Consider the following 19,461-nt stretch of genomic DNA (forward strand, 5'->3'; position numbering starts at 1 on the left):
CCCGGCCCGGTGCACCAGCGCGATGTTGACGCGCGGCGGCGCCCACACACAGGCAGGTTGAAAGTGGGGAATCCATGCCAGCCGTGGTAGTCGTCGGCGCCCAATGGGGAGACGAAGGTAAGGGCAAGGCAACCGATCAGCTCGGTTCTCGGGTCGACTACGTCGTGAAGTTCAACGGCGGGAACAACGCCGGGCACACGGTCGTCGTCGGGGGTGAGAAGTACGCGCTGCACCTGCTGCCGTCCGGCATCCTCTCGCCCGGGGTCACACCCGTGATCGGCAACGGTGTGGTCATCGACATCGAGGTCCTCTACGAGGAGCTCGACGCGCTGATCGTCCGCGGGGTGGACGTCTCCCGCCTGCTCGTCTCCGGTAGCGCGCACGTCATCGCGCCGTACAACCGGACGATGGACAAGATCACCGAGCGGTTCCTCGGCAAGCGCCGGATCGGCACGACCGGGCGCGGCATCGGCCCGACGTACTCCGACAAGATCAACCGCGTGGGCATCCGCGTGTGGGACCTCTTCGACGAGAAGATCCTGCGGGCCAAGGTCGAGGGCGCACTCGAGCAGAAGAACCAGCTGCTCGTGAAGGTCTTCAACCGCCGGGCGATCACGGTCGACGAGACCGTCGAGGAGCTGCTGCAGTACACCGAGCGGCTGCGCTCGATGGTCGCCGACACCTCGCTCGTGCTGAACAAGGCGCTCGACGAGGGCAAGACCGTGCTGTTCGAGGGTGGCCAGGCCACGATGCTCGACGTCGACCACGGCACCTACCCCTTCGTAACCTCGTCAAACGCGACCGCGGGCGGAGTCTGCACGGGATCCGGCATCGGCCCGACGCGCATCGACCGCGTGGTCGGCGTGATCAAGGCGTACACGACCCGCGTCGGCGAGGGCCCCTTCCCGACCGAGCTCTTCGACGAGTGGGGCGCGTTCCTGAGCGCGACCGGTCACGAGTTCGGCGTCACGACCGGCCGTGCCCGCCGCTGCGGCTGGTACGACGCCGTCATCGCGCGGTACTCCTCCCGCATCAACGGCCTGACCGACTTCGTGCTGACCAAGCTCGACGTGCTCACCGGGATCGAAAAGATCCCCGTGTGCGTGGCCTACGACGTCGACGGCGTGCGCTACGACGAGATGCCGCTCGACCAGAGCGCGTACCACCACGCCAAGCCGATCTACCAGGAGTTCGACGGCTGGACCGAGGACATCACAGGCGTCCGGACCTTCGACGACCTGCCCGAGAACGCGAAGAAGTACGTCCTCGCGCTCGAGGAGATGTCCGGCACCCGGATGTCGTCGATCGGGGTCGGGCCGGACCGTGAGGCTACGATCCAGCGCTTCGACCTGATCGACTGACCCCCCTCACGCCCCTCCCTCGCGAACTCGTGAGGGACTCTGCGAGCTCGTGAGCCAGGACCCTTCCCCGCCCGGGAACCGTCCTGGCTCACGAGTTCGCGGGCGGGTTCACGAGTTGGCGGGACGCGGCTTTGGGGCTCGAGTTGGGCGCCTGGGTGGACGTTCGGGGGGCGTCTAGACGTTCGCCGCTAGACTCGGCGGCGTGAAGATTCTTGTCATCGGTTCCGGTGCCCGCGAGCACGCCATCGTTCATTCCCTCGCGCAGGAGGCGCCCGCATCGGGCCCGCACGAGCTGCACGCGGCTCCCGGGAACCCAGGCATCGCCGAGCTCGCCACCCTGCACGCGGTGGACACGCTCGACGGCGCCGCGGTGACCGCGCTGGCCCGGTCCCTCGGTGCCAAGCTTGTGATCGTCGGACCCGAGGCGCCGCTCGTCGCGGGCGTTGCCGACGCGGTCAAGCAGGCCGGGATCGCGGTCTTCGGGCCGAGCGCCGACGCCGCCCGCCTGGAAGGTTCCAAGGCCTTCGCCAAGGAGGTCATGGCTGCGGCCGAGGTTCCGACCGCGATGGCGCACGTCTGCTCGACCGTCGACCAGGTCGCCGACGCGCTCGACGCCTTCGGCCCGCCCTACGTCGTCAAGGACGACGGGCTCGCGGCCGGCAAGGGGGTCGTCGTGACGAACGACCGCCTTGAGGCGCTCGACCACGCCCGTGCCTGCTTCGCGAACCCTGACCGCGGCGGCGACCCGCGCGTGGTCATCGAGGAGTTCCTCGACGGCCCCGAGGTGTCGCTGTTCTGCATCAGCGACGGTGAGACCGTCGTCCCGCTCGCCCCCGCCCAGGACTTCAAGCGCGCCTTCGACGCCGACGCCGGCCCCAACACCGGCGGGATGGGCGCCTACAGCCCCCTGCCCTGGGCGCCCGCCGGCCTCGTCGACCAGGTCGTCGCACGGGTCGCGCAGCCGACCATCGACGAGATGAAGGCCCGCGGCATCCCCTTCGCCGGGGTGCTCTACGTCGGCCTCGCGCTGACCAGCCGCGGCACCCGGGTCATCGAGTTCAATGCGCGCTTCGGCGACCCGGAGACGCAGGTCGTGCTGTCCCGGCTGCAGACCCCGTTGTCGGCGCTGCTGCTCGCCGCGGCCACCGGTGTGCTGGCCGATCTCCCCAAGCTGCGCTGGGCCGACTCGGCCGCCGTGACGGTCGTGGTCGCCGCGAACGGCTACCCGGCGAACGTGAAGTACGGCGACCCGGTCACCGGGATCACCGAGGCCGACCGGGTTGACGGCGCGCACGTGCTGCACGCGGGCACCGCGATCAACGACGACGGTGAGCTGGTGAGCGCGGGCGGCCGGGTGCTCTCGGTCGTGGGTGTGGGGGAGGACCTAGCCGAGGCGCGGCGTCGGGCATATGCCGGGGTCGACCTGATCGTGCTTCCCGGATCGCACCACCGCACGGACATCGCTCGGGCGGCCGCCGCGAGCCAGTCCGCGGGACCTGTGCGATGAGCGCGGGCTTCGACTCCGACACCCCCGAGCTTGAGGGCTGGCGGCACACCTACTCCGGCAAGGTCCGTGACCTCTACGAGCCGGACCTCGCCCACTACGGCGGCGTGCACCCGCTCGGCGACGTCGTGCTCGTCGTCGCCTCGGACCGCGTGAGCGCCTTCGACCACGTGCTCTCGCCCGGGATCCCCGACAAGGGCACGATCCTCACCCAGCTGAGCCTGTGGTGGTTCGACCAGTTCTCCGACATCGTCGACAACCACGTCGTGAGCACCGAGATCTCGACCATGGTCGGCGACGGGCTGGTGCCGGTCGAGGTCGCGGGCCGCTCGATGATCTGTCGCCGCCTCGAGATGTTCCCGGTCGAGTGCGTGGCGCGCGGGTATCTCACCGGCTCCGGGCTCCTGGAGTACCGCGAGAGCCAGTCGGTGTGCGGCGTGCCGCTGCCCGCCGGACTCGTCGACGGGTCCCGGCTGCCCGAGCCGATCTTCACCCCGGCCACCAAGGCCGAGGTCGGCGAGCACGACGAGAACGTCAGCTTCGAGGTGGTCGCCGCCAAGATCGGCGAGGCCGCCGCCACGCGTCTGCGTTCGCTGACGCTGTCGGTCTACGCCCGGGCCGAGGAGATCGCTCGCTCGCGTGGGGTCATCCTCGCGGACACGAAGTTCGAGTTCGGGACCGACCCTGTGACTGGCGAGATCGTGCTGGGCGACGAGGTGCTGACCCCCGACTCCTCCCGCTTCTGGGCGCTCGACGGCTGGGCCCCGGGGCGGTCGCAGCCGAGCTTCGACAAGCAGCCGATCCGCGACTGGCTCGCCTCGCCCGCCTCGGGCTGGGACCGCACGGGCAACGACGCGCCGCCGGAGCTGTCCGACGCCGTCGTGCAGGCGACCCGGGCCCGGTACCTGGACGCCTACGAGCGACTGACGGGCGAGTCTCTGTTCTGAGCGGGCTGGTACGGGCCTGACCCGACGTCCTCCATACGGGGCGTGCTCTTGACTACAGGGCGTGCGTTTGAATGCACGTTCCGTAGTCAAGAGCACGCCCCGTACTTGGTTGTGGGCGGGGTAGGCAGCGTCGGCCGGATGGGCAGGGCCTGCCGGGCGGGCAGGGCGGCGGCGACGTACGGGGGCAAGGGGTTGCGCTATGGGTCGGTGGGCGATATATATCTACTATGACAAATCCATTCCGGATGACTCGCCAGGGTTATCTCATCCTGCTCTCGCTCGTGGGGGAGCGGCGGCATGGCTACGCCGTGATCCAGTCCGTCGTCGAGCTGTCCGCGGGTGAGGTCACGCTCGCGGCGGGGACCCTCTACGGCAATCTTGATCGACTGCTTGCGGCCGGTCTCGTCGAGAGCGCCGGCGACGAGGTGGTCGACGGTCGTCAGCGCCGCTACTACCGGGCGACCGACGCCGGAGCGCAGGCCGCGCAGGCCGAGACGCTGCGTCTCGCACAGCTCGCCGCCCGCGCCCAGCAGGTGCTCGACGCCGGGGCGCGCGGGCTCGGCCGGCGCCCGGCCCTGGGCGGTGCGTGAGGATGGCGACGTCTTCCGCGGGCCGTCTGGATCTCTTCGATCTGTCGGCGCGCCTCTGGATGCGCGCCTACCCGCGCCGGTGGCGCGCCACCTACGGCACGGACCTGCTCGGCATGCTGGCCGACGTCGCGCCCGAGCGGGCGCGGACGGTTCCGGTCCGTGAGGGGCTCGCCGTCCTGCGGGCCGGCTGGGCGCTGCGTTGGCGTGAGCACCCACGGTTCTGGCTGTGGCTGGGCTACCGGTTGCTCAACCGACGCCTGCCGGGTCGCTACCGATACTGGGTGATCGACGATCTGCTCGGGCCGCTCTATGACGCGCGGACCTTTCTGGCCGCCTTCCCGATCTTTTTCGTCCCGATGTTCATGCCCGACTGGTTCCCCGGGGAGTCGAGCGTGCCGCCGGACGGGGTTCTGGGGTTCGTCGTCGTCTGGTGCATCTTCGTGGTGCTCGTGTCCATGGCGTTCAAGTTCTACGCGCGCCAGGTGTGGAACAAGCACATCGGCGGCCCCTACCCAACGGCACTCCTCCCGCTCTGGCACCGCGTCGCAGTGCGCCGGACGGCTCGTGCGGCGTCCCGACAGGTGTGACGCAGCACGCATTTGCCAGGTTAGGGGTCCCATACCAAAGGAAGGTTAGGCATGCCATACTCGAGGCATGTCGTCGACCGCGCAGACCCAGACCATGGAACGCACCGAGCCGGCCTACCGCGTCTTCGCGGTGAGGGTGGCGCGGGTGCAGCGTCTCTCACCGTCCTTCGTCAGGATCACGTTCACCGGACCTGACCTGCACGTCTTCGGGACGGACGGGCTCGACCAGCGGATCAAGGTGGTCCTGCCCACGTCGGCCGGACGCGCTCCGCTGCCCGCCGACTTCGCCGGCGACTCCTGGTACCAGGCCTGGCGAGACCTCCCCGAGGACGAACGGTGCCCCCTGCGCACCTACACCGTGCGGGCCGTGCGCCCCGACGCGGGACTCGGTGAGGTCGACATCGACTTCGTGCTGCACGGCGACGGCGACGGTGAGCACGACGGGCCTGCCTCCCGCTGGGTCGCAGCCGTCCGCCCCGGCGCCGAGAGCGTCCTGATCGGCCCGAACGGCCGCTATGACGGCCCGCCGTCGGGCATCGAATGGGCGCCCCCCGCCGAGGCGACCAGGCTCGTCCTCGCGGGCGACGAGGCCGCCGCGCCGGCCATCACCGCGATCCTCGAGTCGCTCGCCCCCGGCACCCGCGCGCACGCCTTCATCGAGGTCCCCCACGAGGACGACGCCCTCCCCGTCTCTCTGCCCGACGGCGTCCGGCTCACCTGGCTGCCCCGGCACGGCCAGAGCGTGGGGTCCTTCGCCCACGAGCACGGCGTGCTGCTGGACCGCGCGGTCCGCGAGCACATGCGCGGCTGCGCCGAGCCGTCTGCCGCGCCTGCTGTCGAGCTGGAAGACGTCGACATCGACACCGGGATCCTCTGGGAGGTACCAGTCGCCGGCGCGGTCGACGCCGCGGCGAGTGCCACCGAGCTCGCGCTCCGGGGCTGCTACGCCTGGATCGCGGGGGAGGCCGGTGTCATCAAGGACCTGCGCCGCCACCTCGTGCGCGACCTCGGCATCGATCGCCGGTCGGTCGCCTTCATGGGCTACTGGCGTCTGGGCAAGGCCGAGTGCTGACGCTCCCACCTGCGCTGGGACCTGGGGACGTCTCAGGGGCGGGACGAGTCCACCCCCGCGGACGCGGGGACGATAAACTAACCCGCAGCGCCTCATCTGTGCCATGCGATCCACTGCGGACGCTGGTCGGCGCCCTCGCCCGTCACGTGATCAGAACCAAGCACTAGGAGCCCCCGTGGGACGCGTAGTCGTCGACGTCATGCCCAAGCCTGAGATCCTCGACCCCCAGGGGAAGGCCGTTGCCGGCGCGTTGCCGCGCCTCGGCTTCACCGGCTTCCTCAGCGTCCGCCAGGGGAAGCGCTTCGAGCTCGAGGTGGACGGCGACGTCACCCCCGAGGTCCTCGCCGCTGCTCGTGAGGCCGCAGAGCGAGTCCTGTCCAACCCGATCATCGAGGACGTCGTGAGCGTCGTCGACGCCGCCTCGCTCGACACGGTCGCCTCGGCATGAGCGAGGTCCTCGGCGGTGCCCGGATCGGCGTCATCACCTTCCCCGGCACCCTGGACGACCGCGACGCAGCGCGCGCGGTGCGCCTCGCCGGCGGCCAGGCCGTGTCTTTGTGGCACGGCGATGCCGACCTGAAGAACGTCGACGCGGTCGTCCTGCCGGGTGGGTTCTCCTACGGCGACTACCTGCGGGCCGGGGCCATCTCCCGTTTCGCGCCGGTCATGGACGTCCTCATCGACGCCGCCAACGGGGGGCTGCCGGTGCTGGGAATCTGCAACGGTTTCCAGGTTCTCACTGAGTCCCACCTGCTGCCGGGCTCGATGATCAAGAACGAGGGCCTCGCGTTCCTCTGCAAGGAGCAGGCGCTCATCGTGGAGAACGCGGACACCGCGTGGACCCGCAACTTCACGGCCGGCCAGCAGATCACCATCCCGTTGAAGAACCAGGACGGGCAGTTCGTCGCCGATGAGAAGACCCTCGACATGCTCGAGGCCGAAGGTCGCGTCGTGTTCCGCTACGCAGGCGAGAACCCCAACGGTTCACGCCGCGGGATCGCTGGCATCTCCAACGCGGCCGGGAACGTCGTCGGGCTGATGCCGCACCCTGAGCACGCCGTCGAGGCGGGCTTCGGAACGGCCGCTGCTGCCGGACCGCGCGCGGGCACTGACGGCCTGGCATTCTTCACGTCCGTCCTCGGAGCACTCGTCAACGCCTGATCACGCAGCTTGTGCAGGACCTGTACCCCTGGTGGACCTCGGTCGACCAGGGGTACATCTGTCTGCGGGCCACCACGAGCGCCGGATCGTCGGCCCGGACGGCTAGAGCCCAGCGATGAGGTTGATGGTCGCGGCCAGGATGACCGACCCGAACAGATACGACAACAACGCGTGGCCAAGCACCGTCTTGCGGATATCTGAGCTCTGGACGTCTGTGTCTGAGATCGCGAAGCTCATGCCGACGGTGAACGCGATGTAGGCGAAGTCGACGTACCTGGGTGGCTCTTCCTGGTGGAAGTCGAAGCCGCCATCTGTCCCGGTGTAGTACCTGCGGGCGTATCCCAGCGCGAAGAGGCTGTGCAGCGCCATCCAGGACACCGCGACGCTGAACAGTGCGATGGATGCGGTGAGCACCTTGTCGCTGTGGCTGCCACCAGAGGCAAAGAGCATGAACCCCACTCCGACGAGGCTGGCGATGGCCGCCCCGAGCATGAGGAGGTGCGCAACCGCGCGGCTGGGTTCTTCGCGGGTGGCGTGCGCTGCCGTCTGTGTAGCGTCCATGTTGCCGACGCTGAACCAGGTCCATGCGGTGAAGGTGAGGGCGGCCGCCGCCCAGCCGAGGAGTATCGCGAAGCGGTGGTACCCCAGTGTGGCAGCCAGGACGGCGACGGCGACCCCGACGACGGCGGCCACGGAGAGCCGGATGCCAGCGACTGCTGTGTCCGGGGCGGGGGTCTGGCCTGGGGGGAGGTCCTGATCTGCGTGGGTCACGAGGTCAGTCAATCACTGGGCCGCCGGCTGTGCCTGAGACTACCCGGAATGGTCCGGACCAATAATATTGACTCTCTTGCATCACGCGCGCTTTACTCACTACAGTGAACGCCAATGGTCCGGACCACTTTCGATGATCATGCACAGTTGATAGGAGCTGCAGGCGACCCGTGGATGGCAACTACGAGCTCAAGTACGAGGCGATGCGCGCCCAGATAGCCGCCGACATCAGCTCCGGCCTCAAGCCGCACGAACCGCTCCCGTCCGAGCGCAAGCTCATGGCTACCTATGGCGTCTCGCGCATGACCGTGCGCCGAGCTCTCGCGCTCCTGGTCGACGACGGACTGGTCTACAGTCGGCGCGGTTCGGGGACCTACGTCGCCGACCCCGCGATGATCAGCAAGTCCCTCTCGCTGACATCCTTCAGCGAGGACGTGCGCGAGCGCGGCATGACGCCGGGAGCCCGGTCCCAGCAGGTCCGGCGCCTTCCGGCCGAGGCGGATGTGGCGGCGGACCTCGCACTCTCGCCCGGCGCCCCCGTCGTCCACCTCGAACGGGTGCGCACCGCGGACGGGCTCCCGCTCTGCATCGAGGAGGTGTGGCTCCCAGCGGACCTCGTGCCGGCGAACTTCGCCGAGGGGGCCGTCACGTCCCTCTACGACACTCTGAGCGACCTCGGCATCGAGCCGGAGATGGCCTCCCAGACCATCCGGGCCACCGTCGTCAACGTCGAGCAGGCGACCCAGCTCGACGTCGCACCGCACTCCGCGGCGTTCAGCGTCTCGCGGACCACCTACGCCGCGAACGCCCGGCCGATCGAACGCGCCCACAGCCTCTACCGGGCAGACCGCTACGACTTCACGTTCTCGATCCACCGCGGGGCGCGCTCATGACCGCCGTGCGCCGCATCGGCCTCGACATCGGCGGGACCAAGATGCTCGCCCTCCTCGCCGACGAGACCGGCCAGATCCTCGCCAGGAGCGAGACGGCGACGCCGTCCCGCAGCGGACCCCGGGCGATCCTGGATGCCGCCGCACGCATCGTCCGGGAGGTCGCCGGCCCGGGCCTGATCGCCCGCGTCGGAGTTGGGACGGCCGGCATCGTCGATCACCGCACCGGGACCATCCTCTCCGCGACCGATGCCCTGCCCGGATGGGCCGGGACGGAGGTCGCGCTCGAGCTTTCCGCGCTGCTCGATGGGGCACTGGTGAGCGTCGTCAACGACGTCGTCGCATTCTCGATCGGTGAAGGCCGCTTCGGCGCGGCTGCCGGGTACGACAGCTTCGTCGCGGTCACCGTGGGCACGGGGGTGGGCGGTGCGGTCGTCGTCGACGGGACCCCTCTCGTGGGCGCGCACCACCTCGCCGGTCACGTGGGCCACATGGCCGTGCCGCAGGCCGGCGACCGCGCCTGTCCGTGCGGGCGGAAGGGGCACGTCGAGTCCATCGCCTCGGGCACCGCGATGGTCGAGACCTACCGGCTCGCCGGCGGCCACGCGGACACCCTCGTAGACGTCGCGGCGGCCCTGCGCGCGGGCGACGAGCGCGCGGCCGACGCCGTCCGGCTCGCCGGTCAGGGGCTCGGTACGGCGCTGGCCTCGCTGGCCAACGCCGTCGACCCGCGGGTGATCGTCGTGGGCGGTGGTGCGCTCAACGTGGGGGAGCTGCTCCTCGCCCAGACCCGGACCGCCTTCGCCCAGACCGCCCTGGAACCGCTGGTCGGCGTCGAGATCCGCCCGGCGCTGCTCCCTGGCCACGCGGTGGCGCTCGGCGCAACGCTGCTCGGCGAGGCGCGCGCGCCGGGTATTCCCGCGCTCCCGCGGCGCCCGTCCCGCACCGACCGCCTCACCCCCGACCCGAACCACAGCTCACGAGGAGACTCATGATCACGCTCACCTTCATCCCGCTCGACGACCGGCCCGCCACCCGGGCGATCCCGCAGGAGGTCGCCGCGATTGCGGGGGTGAGGGTCGAGACTCCGCCCGTCGAGCTCCGTCCGAACTGCCGGGTGGCACCGGATGCCGAGGCCGTCTCGGCCTGGTTCCGCGCCTCTCGAGCCCGCACGGACGCGGCCGTGGTCAGCCTCGACGCCCTCGGCTTCGGCGGTCTCATCGGCTCTCGGATCGGCCACGAGGACCTCGACGAGGTGCTCGCGAACTGGCGTCCGCTCAAGGAAGCCGGCGGACCGGTGCACGCCGCGATCGTCGTGCCCCGTACCCCGAACAGCCTGGACGCGATGGAAGAGCCCGAGTACTGGAGCATCCACGGTCCGGCCCTGCACGCGCTGTCCGCCCAGCTCGCCTCGACCGAGGACGACCTCGCTGCGGCCCGCCTAGCAGTCGCCCCCGCCGTGCCCGACGACGTCGTGACGGACTGGACGGGCCGTCGCCTGCGCCAGCACACGCTCGCCCTCGCGGCGCTGGGCCTGGCCCAGCGCGGCACCCTCGCCTCGCTCGTGATCGGCGTGGACGACGCCGCGCACCGCTCGCTCTCCGCCCGCGCCCAAGGGGACCTGGCGCGCTGGTCGCAGATCGTGGGGACGACCGACCGGGTGATCGTGCACCCCGGCGCCGACGAGACCGGCGCGGTGCTCGTCGCCCGGGCGATCGGTCAGCACATGGGCACGGGCGGCCCGAAGGTCGCCCTCCGGTGCGCTGACGCCGACGGCCTCGACCGCCCGGCCCCCTATGAGACCGGACCGGTGCGCCTCACCGTCGTGCGCCAGCTCGAGGCGGCCGGCGCCCGCGTGGTCGAGGACGTGGCCGACGCCGACGTCGTCCTCGTCGTACACCCGCCGTACTGCCCCGAGTGCGGGCCGAGCGCCGGCTGCGCCGTCGACCATGCGAGCTGGGCCGGTACAGACCCCACGACCTGGGACTGGGACGGTGCAGCACGCACCGCGGCCGAGATCGACACGCTGCTCGCCGCCGGCCACCGGGTGGCCTTGGCCGACGTCGCTCAGCCCAACGGCGCCGACCCGGCTCTGGTCGAGACGCTGCTGCCCGTCCTGGACTGGTCCCGGCTCGACGGCTACGGCGCCTGGAACACCGCCGGGAACACGCTGGGCAGCGTCGCGGCCCAGCTGGTCGTGACCTACCTCGGCCGGATCGGCGGGACCTTCGACGCCTCTGCACACCGTGTCTCGATCGCCCGTCGAGTGGTCGAGGACTACGGCTGGATGAGCCTCGTGCGGCACAAGGCCCGCATCGAGCTCGGCTCCGACCCCGCCCGCCACGACGCGGTGAGCGGCGAGCACCCGGCCGCTCCCGCGTGGGAGCGGGAGCTCGGCGCGGTCCTGACCGGCAGCGCCGGCCTGGAGGGCCTGGTCGTGGTCCCGGGGAGCCTGAGCTTCCCCTGGGACCGCACCTTCGAGATCGACCTTGTCATCGTCGACCGGACCCAGACCCAGACCCAGACCCAGACCCAGACCCAGACCCAGACCCAGACCGGAGCTGGCCGATGAGCGACGACGCGCTCGACGCGGTGCGCGGGCAGCTCATCGTCTCGTGCCAGGCTGCCGAGGGGGAGCCGCTGCGCGGTCCCGTACACATGTCCGCGATGGCGCTCACCGTCCTTGCCGGTGGGGCGAGCGGGCTGCGCCTGGAAGGTCCCGACGACGTCGCGGCCGTCCGCGCGCTGACCACCGCACCGATCATCGGGCTGTGGAAGATCACCGGGGCGCCGGTCTACATCACCCCGACGCTCGCGGCGGTGCGCGCGGTCGCCGAGGCCGGCGCGGACATCGTCGCGGTCGACGGCACCGGGCGGGAGCGGCCCGACGGCAGCACCTTCGCCGACGTGGTCGACGTCGTGCACCGCGAGTATGGACGCTTGGTCATGGCCGACGTCGCGACCCTCGAAGAGGGCGTGGCGGCCGCCGCAGCCGGGGCCGACGTCATCAGCACGACCCTGTCGGGGTACACCGGCGGGCCGGTGCCCGCCGGACCCGACCTCGACCTCGTCTCGCAGCTCGCGGCCGCGCTTGAGGTTCCGGTCGTCGCCGAGGGGCGGATCGGCTCGCCCGAGGAGGTCGCCGAGGCGTTGCGCCGTGGGGCCTGGGCGGTCGTCGTCGGCGGGGCGATCACCCGACCGGCGCAGATCACCGCGTCATTCGTGGCGGGCACGCGGTAGCTCATCGCGACGACGCGTGCCCGGCCGAGGCCGGGCACGCGTCGTCGGGCATCCGTGCGAGGGCTCAGTCGCGCGGACTCAGGCGCGGAGCGCGATCTCCACGTCCTCGATGAGGTCGAGCGGGTCTTCGAGGCCGATGCTCAGGCGCACGGTCGTCTCCGCGATGCCGACGGCGGCGCGGCCCTCGGGGCCGAGCTTGCGGTGCGTCGTCGTCGCCGGGTGCGTGATGAGCGACTTCGCGTCACCGAGGTTGTTGGAGATGTCGATGACCTCGAGCGCGTCGAGGAAGGCGAAGGTGCGCTTCTTGGCGGTCTCGGGATCCGTGCCCTCGGGGACCGCCAGGTCGAAGGTGACCACGGTCCCGCCGCCGGTCTGCTGCTTGCGGGCGAGATCGTACTGGGGGTGCGAGGGCAGGAAGGGGTAGCGCACCCGGGAGATCCCGGGCAGCGTCTCCAGGTGCTCGGCGACCCTGAGCGCGGCTGCGGTCTGGGCGTGCACCCGCAGCGGGAGCGTCTCCAGGCCCTTGAGCAGCACCCACGCGTTGAAGGGGCTCAGCGACGGCCCGGTGTTGCGGATGAATTTCTGGACGGGTCCGTCGATGTACTCCTTCGACCCGAGGATCGCCCCGCCGAGCACCCGGCCCTGGCCGTCGATGTGCTTGGTCGCGGAGTAGACGACGACGTCCGCGCCGAGGGAGAAGGGCTGCTGCAAGATCGGGGTGGCAAAGACGTTGTCGAGCACGACGACGGCGCCGGCCGCGTGCGCGAGCTCGCAGACCGCCACGACGTCGACGATGTCTTGCATGGGGTTGGACGGCGTCTCGAAGAACACGACGTCGGCCGGGGTGGCCAGGGCGGCCTCCCACTGGTCCAGCTCGTGGCCGTCGACGTAGTCGACCGTGATGCCCCAGTCGGCGAAGATCTCGTCGAAGATCACCACGGTCGAGCCGAAGAGCGCGCGGGCGGAGACGATCCGGCTGCCCGACTTCACGAGGGCGGCGAGGGAGGTGAAGACCGCGGACATGCCGGTCGCGGTCGCGTAGCAGGCCTCCGCGCCGTCGAGCAGGCGCAGGCGCTCCTCGAACATGTGCACGGTGGGGTTGCCGTAGCGGGAGTAGATGAAGCGGTCGACCTCGCCCTTGAAGGCGGACTCCGCTTCGCCGGCGCTCGAGTAGACGTACCCCTGGGTGAGGTAGATCGGCTCGGAGGTCTCCTGGAAGTTCGAGCGGACCTGACCGCCGCGGACCGAGACGGTCGCGGGGCGCAGCGCGCGGGCCGTGGTGGTCTCGTCGGTGGGACAGTCGGCGCCGGGCTCGGGCGTGGTCACGGTCGTCACTCCCCGGCGGTGTAGGTCGTGGCAGGCAGGCCGCGCAGGCGCCAGCCGTTGACCGTGCGGCGACCGGCGGCGTCGGTGTCTCCCTCGAAGCCCTCGAGGATGTTGTAGGCCGGGCCGAAACCGGCTGCGGTCGCGTCGGTCGCGGCGCCGATCGACCGGTTGCCGGAGCGGCACAGGAAGACGATGGGGCGCTCGTCGCCGGGGGTGAGGCCAGCGGCCGCGAGCTCGGCGATGAAGTTCTCGTTCGGGCCGAAGGGCGTGGCCCACTCGATGAAGGCTTCGCGATTGCCGCCGGCGTCGGTGGAACCGAGCGCAGAGGTGTCCGGGACGCCGATCTGGCGCCATTCGCCCTCGGTGCGCACGTCCACGAGGATCGCGCCCGGGTTGGTCTCGAGCAGGTCCCAGGCCTGCTGGGGGGTGAGGTCGCCTGCGTAGCTCATGTGTTGCCTCCGTGTCGTCCATCGGTTCCGGCGGTAGCACCCTCGCCCTGCGTCAGCCACATTCGGGCTGCTCAGGGGGGTTGCTGCGGCGTCGTCGTGCCAGATCACTCAGCCGCTCTGGATGGTGTGTCCCACTGAGCATCACCCCGGACGCCGAATCTGAGACGGTCGGTCCATCATGCGAGACGGTGGGTGGTCGCGGATTGACACCCCTTGAATCGTCGCGAATGCTGAACACAGGTCATGAGTGCCAGCGCAAAACCCCGGTTTGCTGGCCGGCAACCCTCCACCGCGGTGGGGTGCCCCGGGTGAAGACCTGGCCGGAGCCGAGAATGGCGTCCGGCAAGCGCGGGGTCGGCTGCTCCTTGTCGGAGCGGCATGGCGATCCCCACAACTGCACGGAGGATCCTCATGTCTGTCCTGACCCCCATCGAAGCCCGTTCCTGCCTGCCCGTCGTCGGCTCCGACACCCTCGTCCCGCTCGTCGACGGACGCACCGTCCCCTACGCCAACCTCGACTGCGCGGCCAGCGCCCCGGCCCTGCTCGCCGTGGCCGAGCGCGTCACCGCGACCCTGCCGCTCTACGCGAGCGTGCACCGCGGCGCCGGCTACCTCTCCCAGGTCTCCACCGCCCTCTACGAGGCCAGCCGGCAGACCATCGGCGCCTTCGTCGGAGCGCGCACCGACGACGTCACGGTCGTCACCCGCAACACGACCGACGCGCTCAACCTCCTTGCCGGCTGCGTGCCGGCCGACGCCGACGGCCGCGCAGGCCGCGTGCTCGTGCTCGACGTCGAGCACCACGCGAACCTGCTGCCCTGGCAGCGCAGCGCGGGCGGGGCCACCGTCCTGATCGGCGCGGACTCCGTCGCGCACACCCTCGACGCGCTGCGCGCCGAGCTCGCTCGCGCGCCCTACGCGCTCCTCGCGCTGACCGGCGCGTCCAACGTCACGGGGGAGTACCTCCCGGTGGCCGACGTCGTCGCGCTCGCCCACGAGGCCGGCGCGCGGGTCGTGCTCGACGGCGCCCAGCTCGTCCCGCACCGCCGCTTCTCCCTCGCCGCGACCGGCGTCGACTACATCGCCTACTCCGGTCACAAGACCTACGCGCCCTTCGGCGCCGGCGCGCTCGTGGGACGCCGCGACTGGCTCGACGCGGGCACCCCGTACCTGGCCGGCGGCGGCGCCGTGCGCCAGGTCGACCTCGACTCCGTCTCCTGGGGGACCGCCCCGGCGCGCCACGAGGCCGGCTCGCCGAACGTGATCGGCGCGGTCGCGCTCGCCGCGGCCTGCGACGCGCTCGCGGCCCTGCCTGCCGGCACCCTCGAGGCGCACGAAGCATTCCTGCGCGAACGCCTGGTCTCCGGCCTGGAGTCGATCGACGGTATCGAGGTCGTCCGGGCTTGGGCCGACGCCGTCGACCCGGTCGGCGTGGTGACCTTCTCCGTCGTCGGGCACGACCCCGGCCTCGTCGCGGCCTACCTGTCGGCCGAGCACGGCATCGGCGTGCGCGACGGGCGCTTCTGCGCCCACCCGCTGCTCGCGCGCCTGGGCTACTCCGCGGGAGCCGTCCGGGCCAGCGTCGGCGTGGGTACCACGCACGACGAGGTCGACCGGCTGATCAGCGCCCTCGAGATCTACCTGAGCGAGGGCCCGAGCGCCGCGTACGAGATCGTCGACGTGTGCTGGACCGTGACCGGCGACCCGCGCCCGCTCCCCGAAGGCAGCGGCCTGTCCGGTCTGATCGCCACAGCCGCAGCCGGCTTCATCGCCGCCGCCGCAGGCTGCGGCCCGGCCGAGCAGTAACCGGGCAGCCTAAGCCGGCCCGTTCAGGCCGGCCCGTTCAAGCCGGCCCGCTCAGGCAGGCCGGGCAGGCTGGCCGGGCCGCCTCGAGCCGTCGTCGGATCGAGGCCCCGCCTCCCGCTGAGTGCGGCCAAATGGCTGGCTCGTGTCCGGTATGTGCAGCCATTTGGCTGCACTCAGCGGTGGGGTCAGGCGGTGGGGTCAGTCGCGGATCAAGATGCCCAGGTGGGCGGCGAGCGCGGGCGCGAGGTCCTGGAACTGGTCGGAGCTGATCGTGGCGCCCTTGAGGCCGGTGAGCCCGGTGAGGTGTCCGAGCTCGGCCCCGCGCAGGTCGACGTTCTTGAGCTGAGACCGGCTCAGTGTCAGGTGCGCGACCCGGGTCGAGGTGAAGGTCACCGCGGTCGCTTTAACCCCAGACAGGTCGAGTTCGCCGATCACGCAGTCGGTGAAGGTCAGCCCGGCGATGCGGGTGTCGCGCATGTTGAGGTAGTCGATCTTGGTCCCGTGGAAGGCCACGCGCGACCAGTTCGACCCGAAGGCCTGAACCCCGCCGAGGCGGCTCGCCTTCACTGTCACGTCCTGCCAGTCGCCGTCGGAGGCATCGAGGGTGTCCGCGTTGACCGCGGTGAAGGTCGTCTCCATGATCCGGGCGGACTGCAGGTCGGCCCCGGAGAGCTGGGTGCCCTCGAAGGTGCACTCGATCAGGCGCGATCCGGAGGCGTCGACGCCGCTGAGGTCTTCACTCCCGAAGGTGACCCTCTCGATGTAGGCCTCGGGTTCGAGGCGGTCTGAGTCGGGGTCATAGGGGCTGGGAGGAACCATGGGACGACTCTACCCACGGTCCTCCGGCAGAAGTTCATGGCGTCGTCGCCGACTGTTCTCCACAGCGTCACCGATGCTCTTGTCCCGTCTCCGTCCGCTGTGATCTCCTGTGGCTGTGGAGCACAACGTCGCCCTGGAAGGCTACGGATTCCGGCTGGAACCGTTGGCCTTGGCGCATGTCGGAGCGCTGGCTGCTGCCGTCGACGAGGAGATGTGGTCGGGCATGTCCACGCCCACCCCGCACGGCGAGGTCGGCATGATGAACTACATCGAGGACACGCTTGCGCTGACCGACTGCCTGGCCTTCACCGTGATCGACCAGGTCAGCGGTGAGGTCCGGGGGAGCACCGCGTTCTGCGGGCTCTCCCACGAGCAGGGGCGGACCGAGATCGGGCGGACCTTCTACGACCGGCAGGTCTGGGGACGGGTCATCAACCCGGCGTGCAAGTTCCTGCTGCTCGAGCACGCCTTCACCACCTGGGGCCTGTTCCGGGTGGCGCTGCGCGCCGACTCCCGCAACGCGCGGTCGATCGCCGCGATCACCCGGCTCGGCGCGACATACGAGGGGACCCTGCGCGGCTTCCGGCTGGCCCCCGACGGCTCCCGGGCCGACAGCCTGTCCTTCTCGATCCTCGAGCCCGAGTGGCACGGGGTGCGCGCGGGTCTGCTCTCCCGGATCGATCCGTTGCGCCAGATCGTCGGGGCTGAGGACGGACGCGCCGCTGGGTGAGCGTGCGGGCGACCTGTCGTCGCCCAGATTGTTGCACCCGCGCGCCGTCCGTCCACGCGTCCGTCCGCGCGTCCGTCCGCACACCCGGTCACGCTGCTCGAGATCGTCGCCAGCTCCACTGAGATCCACTCGACCCGCGCGGACGGCGCTCTGGCACAGTTGGCCCATGGACCACACGATCACCCTCGAAGGCTTCGGCGTCCGCCTCGTCCCGCTCGCAGCCGCGCACGCCCCAAACCTGGCGGCGATGGTCGACGCCGAGCTGTGGTCCGGCATGTCGGTCGCCGTCCCCGACACCACCGAGGCCATGACCGCGTACACCGCCTCGGCGATCGCGACTCCGGGCCGGGCCGCCTTCGTCGTCCTGGGAGCCGACGACGGCGTCGTCCGCGGTTCGACGTCGCTCTACGACTGGGTGCCGGCACAGGAACGGGTCGAGCTCGGGTCCACGTTCTACGCCCGCCAGTTCTGGGGCGGGGCGACCAACCCGGCCTGCAAGCTCCTGCTCATGCGCTACGCCTTCGAGGAGGCGGGGATCAACCGCCTCGCGTTGCGGGCCGACGCCCGCAACGCCCGGTCGCTCGCGGCGATCACCCGCCTGGGCGCGGTCCACGAGGGCGTGCTCCGCGAGCACCGGATCGCCCCCGACGGGTCGCGGGGAGACACCGTCTACTTCTCGATCCTCGCCCGCGAGTGGCCCGACGTCCGAGACCGCCTCCTCGCCCGGCTGGCGGAGGAGGCCTGAGCTCGCCCGACACCCTCCCCGGCGGACGCCCGACCGTCCAGCGCGTACGGGGCGTGCTCTTGACGACAGGGCGTGCTTTCAAACGCACGTTTCGTAGTCAAGAGCACGCCCGTACGCGCAAGGGCAGGCGCGAGCTCGGACTTGGCTCTGGTTGGGCGGAACCGGGGAATAGGGCTGTGGTGGTGGAGGTTGGGCACTAGTAGTTGAACTGTCAATAAAAACGGGGTGGGTCGTGCTCGACGTCGTCGTGATCGGAGCGGGGCAGGCTGGGCTGTCTGCTGCCTACCACCTGCGTCGGCGGGGGCTCGTGCCCGGTACGGACTTCGTCGTGCTGGATTCCAACGACGGCCCCGGGGGAGCCTGGCGCCATCGCTGGCCCTCCCTCACCCTCGGCGCAGCCCATGGCATCCACGACCTTCCCGGCCTGGCGCTGGGCACCCCGGACCCCACCGAGCCGGCCTCGTCCGTGGTGGCCCGCTACTACGGCACCTACGAAGACACCTTCGATCTGCAGGTCCGCCGCCCCGTGACCGTGCGCGAGGTCCGCGACGCGCGGCCCGAGGAGTACGACGGCCTCGCCGATGTGGCCGAGCCAGGGCCGCGCGGCACCCCAGGGGTCGGCGCCCCGGCACTTCCGGACGCCGCCGAGCAGCCTCCGCTCGTCGTCGTGGGCGACGACGAGGTGTGGGTGACCCGGACCATCATCAATGCGACCGGCACCTGGACCCGCCCCTACTGGCCGCACTACCCCGGCCGCGAGCTGTTCCGCGGCCGCCAGCTGCACACCCACGACTTCTGGTCGGTCGAGGAGTTCCGCGGCCAGCACGTCGTCGTGGTCGGCGGGGGAGCCTCCGCCGTGCAGTTCCTCCTGCCGCTCGCCGAGGTCGCCACGACCACGTGGGCCACCCGGCGCCCGCCCGTCTTCGGCGAGCGCGACTTCGACCGTGAGTGGGGAATCGACGTCGAACGCCGGGTCAAGGAGCGTACGAGCGCCGGGCTGCCGACGCTCAGCGTCGTCGAGGCGACCGGGCTACCCCTCACCCCCGAATACCAGCGCGGGATCGACGACGGCGTGCTTGTCTCGCGCGGCATGTTCACCGGCATCACCGCCGACGGCGTCGTCTTCCCGGCTGCAGGGACACCCGGGACCGCAGGCGAGCCAGCCCAGGAGACCGAGATCAAGGCCGACGCCATCCTCTGGGCCACCGGCTTCCGTCCCGCGGTCGACCACCTCTCGCCGCTGCGCCTGCGCGAGCACGGAGGCGCGATCGCGACCGACGGCGTACACGTCCCGCGCGACCCACGGGTCTACCTCGCCGGCTACGGCTCGGGTGCCTCCACGATCGGAGCCACACGATCCGGCCGAGCAGCAGCAGTCGCGGCCGCCCGAGCGGTCGGCGACCGGACTGCTGCCCCGACGTCCTGACCTCGAGGATCCGACTGGCGCGCAGCTGGCCGCCCAC

The 19,461-nt window shown here is 71.0% G+C and carries 20 protein-coding genes and 2 riboswitches; of the genes, 16 read left to right on the top strand and 4 right to left on the bottom strand.

What is annotated here, in order from left to right; all coding sequences use genetic code 11:
- Positions 1–74: 74 nt before the first annotated feature.
- The 8 genes from BLQ50_RS03155 (at position 75) to purQ (ending at position 7,222) form a co-directional block, all read left to right on the top strand.
- The gene (locus tag BLQ50_RS03155) at positions 75–1,361 is read left to right on the top strand and encodes an adenylosuccinate synthase (RefSeq protein WP_093181125.1); all 1,287 of its coding nucleotides are present in this window, start codon (positions 75–77) and stop codon (positions 1,359–1,361) included.
- A gap of 202 nt (positions 1,362–1,563) precedes the next feature.
- On the top strand, positions 1,564–2,868 hold the full coding sequence (purD, locus tag BLQ50_RS03160) for a phosphoribosylamine--glycine ligase (protein WP_093181126.1): 1,305 nt from the start codon (positions 1,564–1,566) through the stop codon (positions 2,866–2,868).
- The gene (locus BLQ50_RS03165; RefSeq protein WP_093181128.1) at positions 2,865–3,812 is read left to right on the top strand and encodes a phosphoribosylaminoimidazolesuccinocarboxamide synthase; all 948 of its coding nucleotides are present in this window, start codon (positions 2,865–2,867) and stop codon (positions 3,810–3,812) included. Before purD ends, BLQ50_RS03165 begins: the two co-directional genes overlap by 4 nt.
- Before the next feature lie 245 nt (positions 3,813–4,057).
- Entirely contained in the window at positions 4,058–4,402 is a 345-nt protein-coding gene (locus tag BLQ50_RS03170) for a PadR family transcriptional regulator (protein ID WP_245700851.1), read from the top strand.
- A 2-nt stretch (positions 4,403–4,404) separates the two neighbouring features.
- Complete coding sequence (locus BLQ50_RS03175; protein ID WP_093181131.1) at positions 4,405–4,989, top strand: hypothetical protein; 585 nt, start codon at positions 4,405–4,407, stop codon at positions 4,987–4,989.
- A gap of 67 nt (positions 4,990–5,056) precedes the next feature.
- Complete coding sequence (locus tag BLQ50_RS03180) at positions 5,057–6,061, top strand: siderophore-interacting protein (RefSeq protein ID WP_093181132.1); 1,005 nt, start codon at positions 5,057–5,059, stop codon at positions 6,059–6,061.
- 175 nt (positions 6,062–6,236) lie between these two features.
- Positions 6,237–6,509, top strand: a complete 273-nt coding sequence (gene purS, locus BLQ50_RS03185; RefSeq protein ID WP_093181133.1) for a phosphoribosylformylglycinamidine synthase subunit PurS — start codon at positions 6,237–6,239, stop codon at positions 6,507–6,509.
- Positions 6,506–7,222: a phosphoribosylformylglycinamidine synthase subunit PurQ gene (gene purQ, locus BLQ50_RS03190; protein WP_093181135.1), complete on the top strand. Its 717-nt coding sequence runs from the start codon at positions 6,506–6,508 to the stop codon at positions 7,220–7,222. Before purS ends, purQ begins: the two co-directional genes overlap by 4 nt.
- 102 nt (positions 7,223–7,324) lie before the next feature.
- On the opposite strand, the gene BLQ50_RS03195 is transcribed toward purQ, so the two are convergent.
- Complete coding sequence (locus tag BLQ50_RS03195) at positions 7,325–7,993, bottom strand: DUF1345 domain-containing protein (protein WP_093181136.1); 669 nt, start codon at positions 7,991–7,993, stop codon at positions 7,325–7,327.
- Positions 7,994–8,163: 170 nt separating this feature from the next.
- Between BLQ50_RS03195 and BLQ50_RS19170 the strand changes: the two genes are divergently transcribed.
- The 4 genes from BLQ50_RS19170 to BLQ50_RS03215 are packed head-to-tail and all read left to right on the top strand — an operon-like array spanning position 8,164 to position 12,123.
- Positions 8,164–8,886 (top strand): GntR family transcriptional regulator, encoded by a 723-nt coding sequence (locus tag BLQ50_RS19170; RefSeq protein WP_093181138.1) that lies wholly within the window; start codon positions 8,164–8,166, stop codon positions 8,884–8,886.
- The gene (locus BLQ50_RS03205) at positions 8,883–9,878 is read left to right on the top strand and encodes an ROK family protein (RefSeq protein ID WP_093181139.1); all 996 of its coding nucleotides are present in this window, start codon (positions 8,883–8,885) and stop codon (positions 9,876–9,878) included. Before BLQ50_RS19170 ends, BLQ50_RS03205 begins: the two co-directional genes overlap by 4 nt.
- On the top strand, positions 9,875–11,455 hold the full coding sequence (locus tag BLQ50_RS03210) for a DUF4127 family protein (protein WP_093181140.1): 1,581 nt from the start codon (positions 9,875–9,877) through the stop codon (positions 11,453–11,455). The genes BLQ50_RS03205 and BLQ50_RS03210 overlap by 4 nt, the downstream gene beginning before the upstream one ends.
- The gene (locus tag BLQ50_RS03215) at positions 11,452–12,123 is read left to right on the top strand and encodes an N-acetylmannosamine-6-phosphate 2-epimerase (protein WP_093181142.1); all 672 of its coding nucleotides are present in this window, start codon (positions 11,452–11,454) and stop codon (positions 12,121–12,123) included. The genes BLQ50_RS03210 and BLQ50_RS03215 overlap by 4 nt, the downstream gene beginning before the upstream one ends.
- Before the next feature lie 78 nt (positions 12,124–12,201).
- On the opposite strand, the gene BLQ50_RS03220 is transcribed toward BLQ50_RS03215, so the two are convergent.
- Together BLQ50_RS03220 and BLQ50_RS03225 are read right to left on the bottom strand one after the other, a co-directional pair.
- Entirely contained in the window at positions 12,202–13,449 is a 1,248-nt protein-coding gene (locus BLQ50_RS03220; RefSeq protein WP_093181669.1) for an O-succinylhomoserine sulfhydrylase, read from the bottom strand.
- Positions 13,450–13,454: 5 nt separating this feature from the next.
- The gene (locus BLQ50_RS03225) at positions 13,455–13,898 is read right to left on the bottom strand and encodes a rhodanese-like domain-containing protein (RefSeq protein WP_093181143.1); all 444 of its coding nucleotides are present in this window, start codon (positions 13,896–13,898) and stop codon (positions 13,455–13,457) included.
- 15 nt (positions 13,899–13,913) lie between these two features.
- A riboswitch (SAM riboswitch) is annotated at positions 13,914–14,026 on the bottom strand.
- Between the two features lie 111 nt (positions 14,027–14,137).
- Positions 14,138–14,253: riboswitch (SAM riboswitch) on the top strand.
- A gap of 56 nt (positions 14,254–14,309) precedes the next feature.
- Between BLQ50_RS03225 and BLQ50_RS03230 the strand changes: the two genes are divergently transcribed.
- Entirely contained in the window at positions 14,310–15,704 is a 1,395-nt protein-coding gene (locus BLQ50_RS03230) for an aminotransferase class V-fold PLP-dependent enzyme (RefSeq protein WP_245700852.1), read from the top strand.
- Positions 15,705–15,902: 198 nt separating this feature from the next.
- Here the strand turns inward: BLQ50_RS03230 and BLQ50_RS03235 are convergent, their stop codons facing one another.
- Entirely contained in the window at positions 15,903–16,523 is a 621-nt protein-coding gene (locus BLQ50_RS03235) for a pentapeptide repeat-containing protein (RefSeq protein ID WP_093181146.1), read from the bottom strand.
- A 115-nt stretch (positions 16,524–16,638) separates the two neighbouring features.
- Between BLQ50_RS03235 and BLQ50_RS03240 the strand changes: the two genes are divergently transcribed.
- The 3 genes from BLQ50_RS03240 (at position 16,639) to BLQ50_RS03250 (ending at position 19,424) form a co-directional block, all read left to right on the top strand.
- Positions 16,639–17,253 carry a GNAT family N-acetyltransferase gene (locus BLQ50_RS03240; RefSeq protein WP_093181670.1) on the top strand — a complete coding sequence of 205 codons (615 nt, stop codon included), beginning with the start codon at positions 16,639–16,641 and terminating at the stop codon, positions 17,251–17,253.
- A gap of 166 nt (positions 17,254–17,419) precedes the next feature.
- Entirely contained in the window at positions 17,420–17,998 is a 579-nt protein-coding gene (locus tag BLQ50_RS03245; RefSeq protein ID WP_093181148.1) for a GNAT family N-acetyltransferase, read from the top strand.
- A gap of 232 nt (positions 17,999–18,230) precedes the next feature.
- Complete coding sequence (locus BLQ50_RS03250) at positions 18,231–19,424, top strand: FAD-dependent oxidoreductase (protein ID WP_093181149.1); 1,194 nt, start codon at positions 18,231–18,233, stop codon at positions 19,422–19,424.
- The last annotated feature ends 37 nt before the right edge of the window (positions 19,425–19,461 follow it).

This window comes from Sanguibacter gelidistatuariae (assembly GCF_900096585.1).
GTDB lineage: Bacteria > Actinomycetota > Actinomycetes > Actinomycetales > Cellulomonadaceae > Sanguibacter > Sanguibacter gelidistatuariae.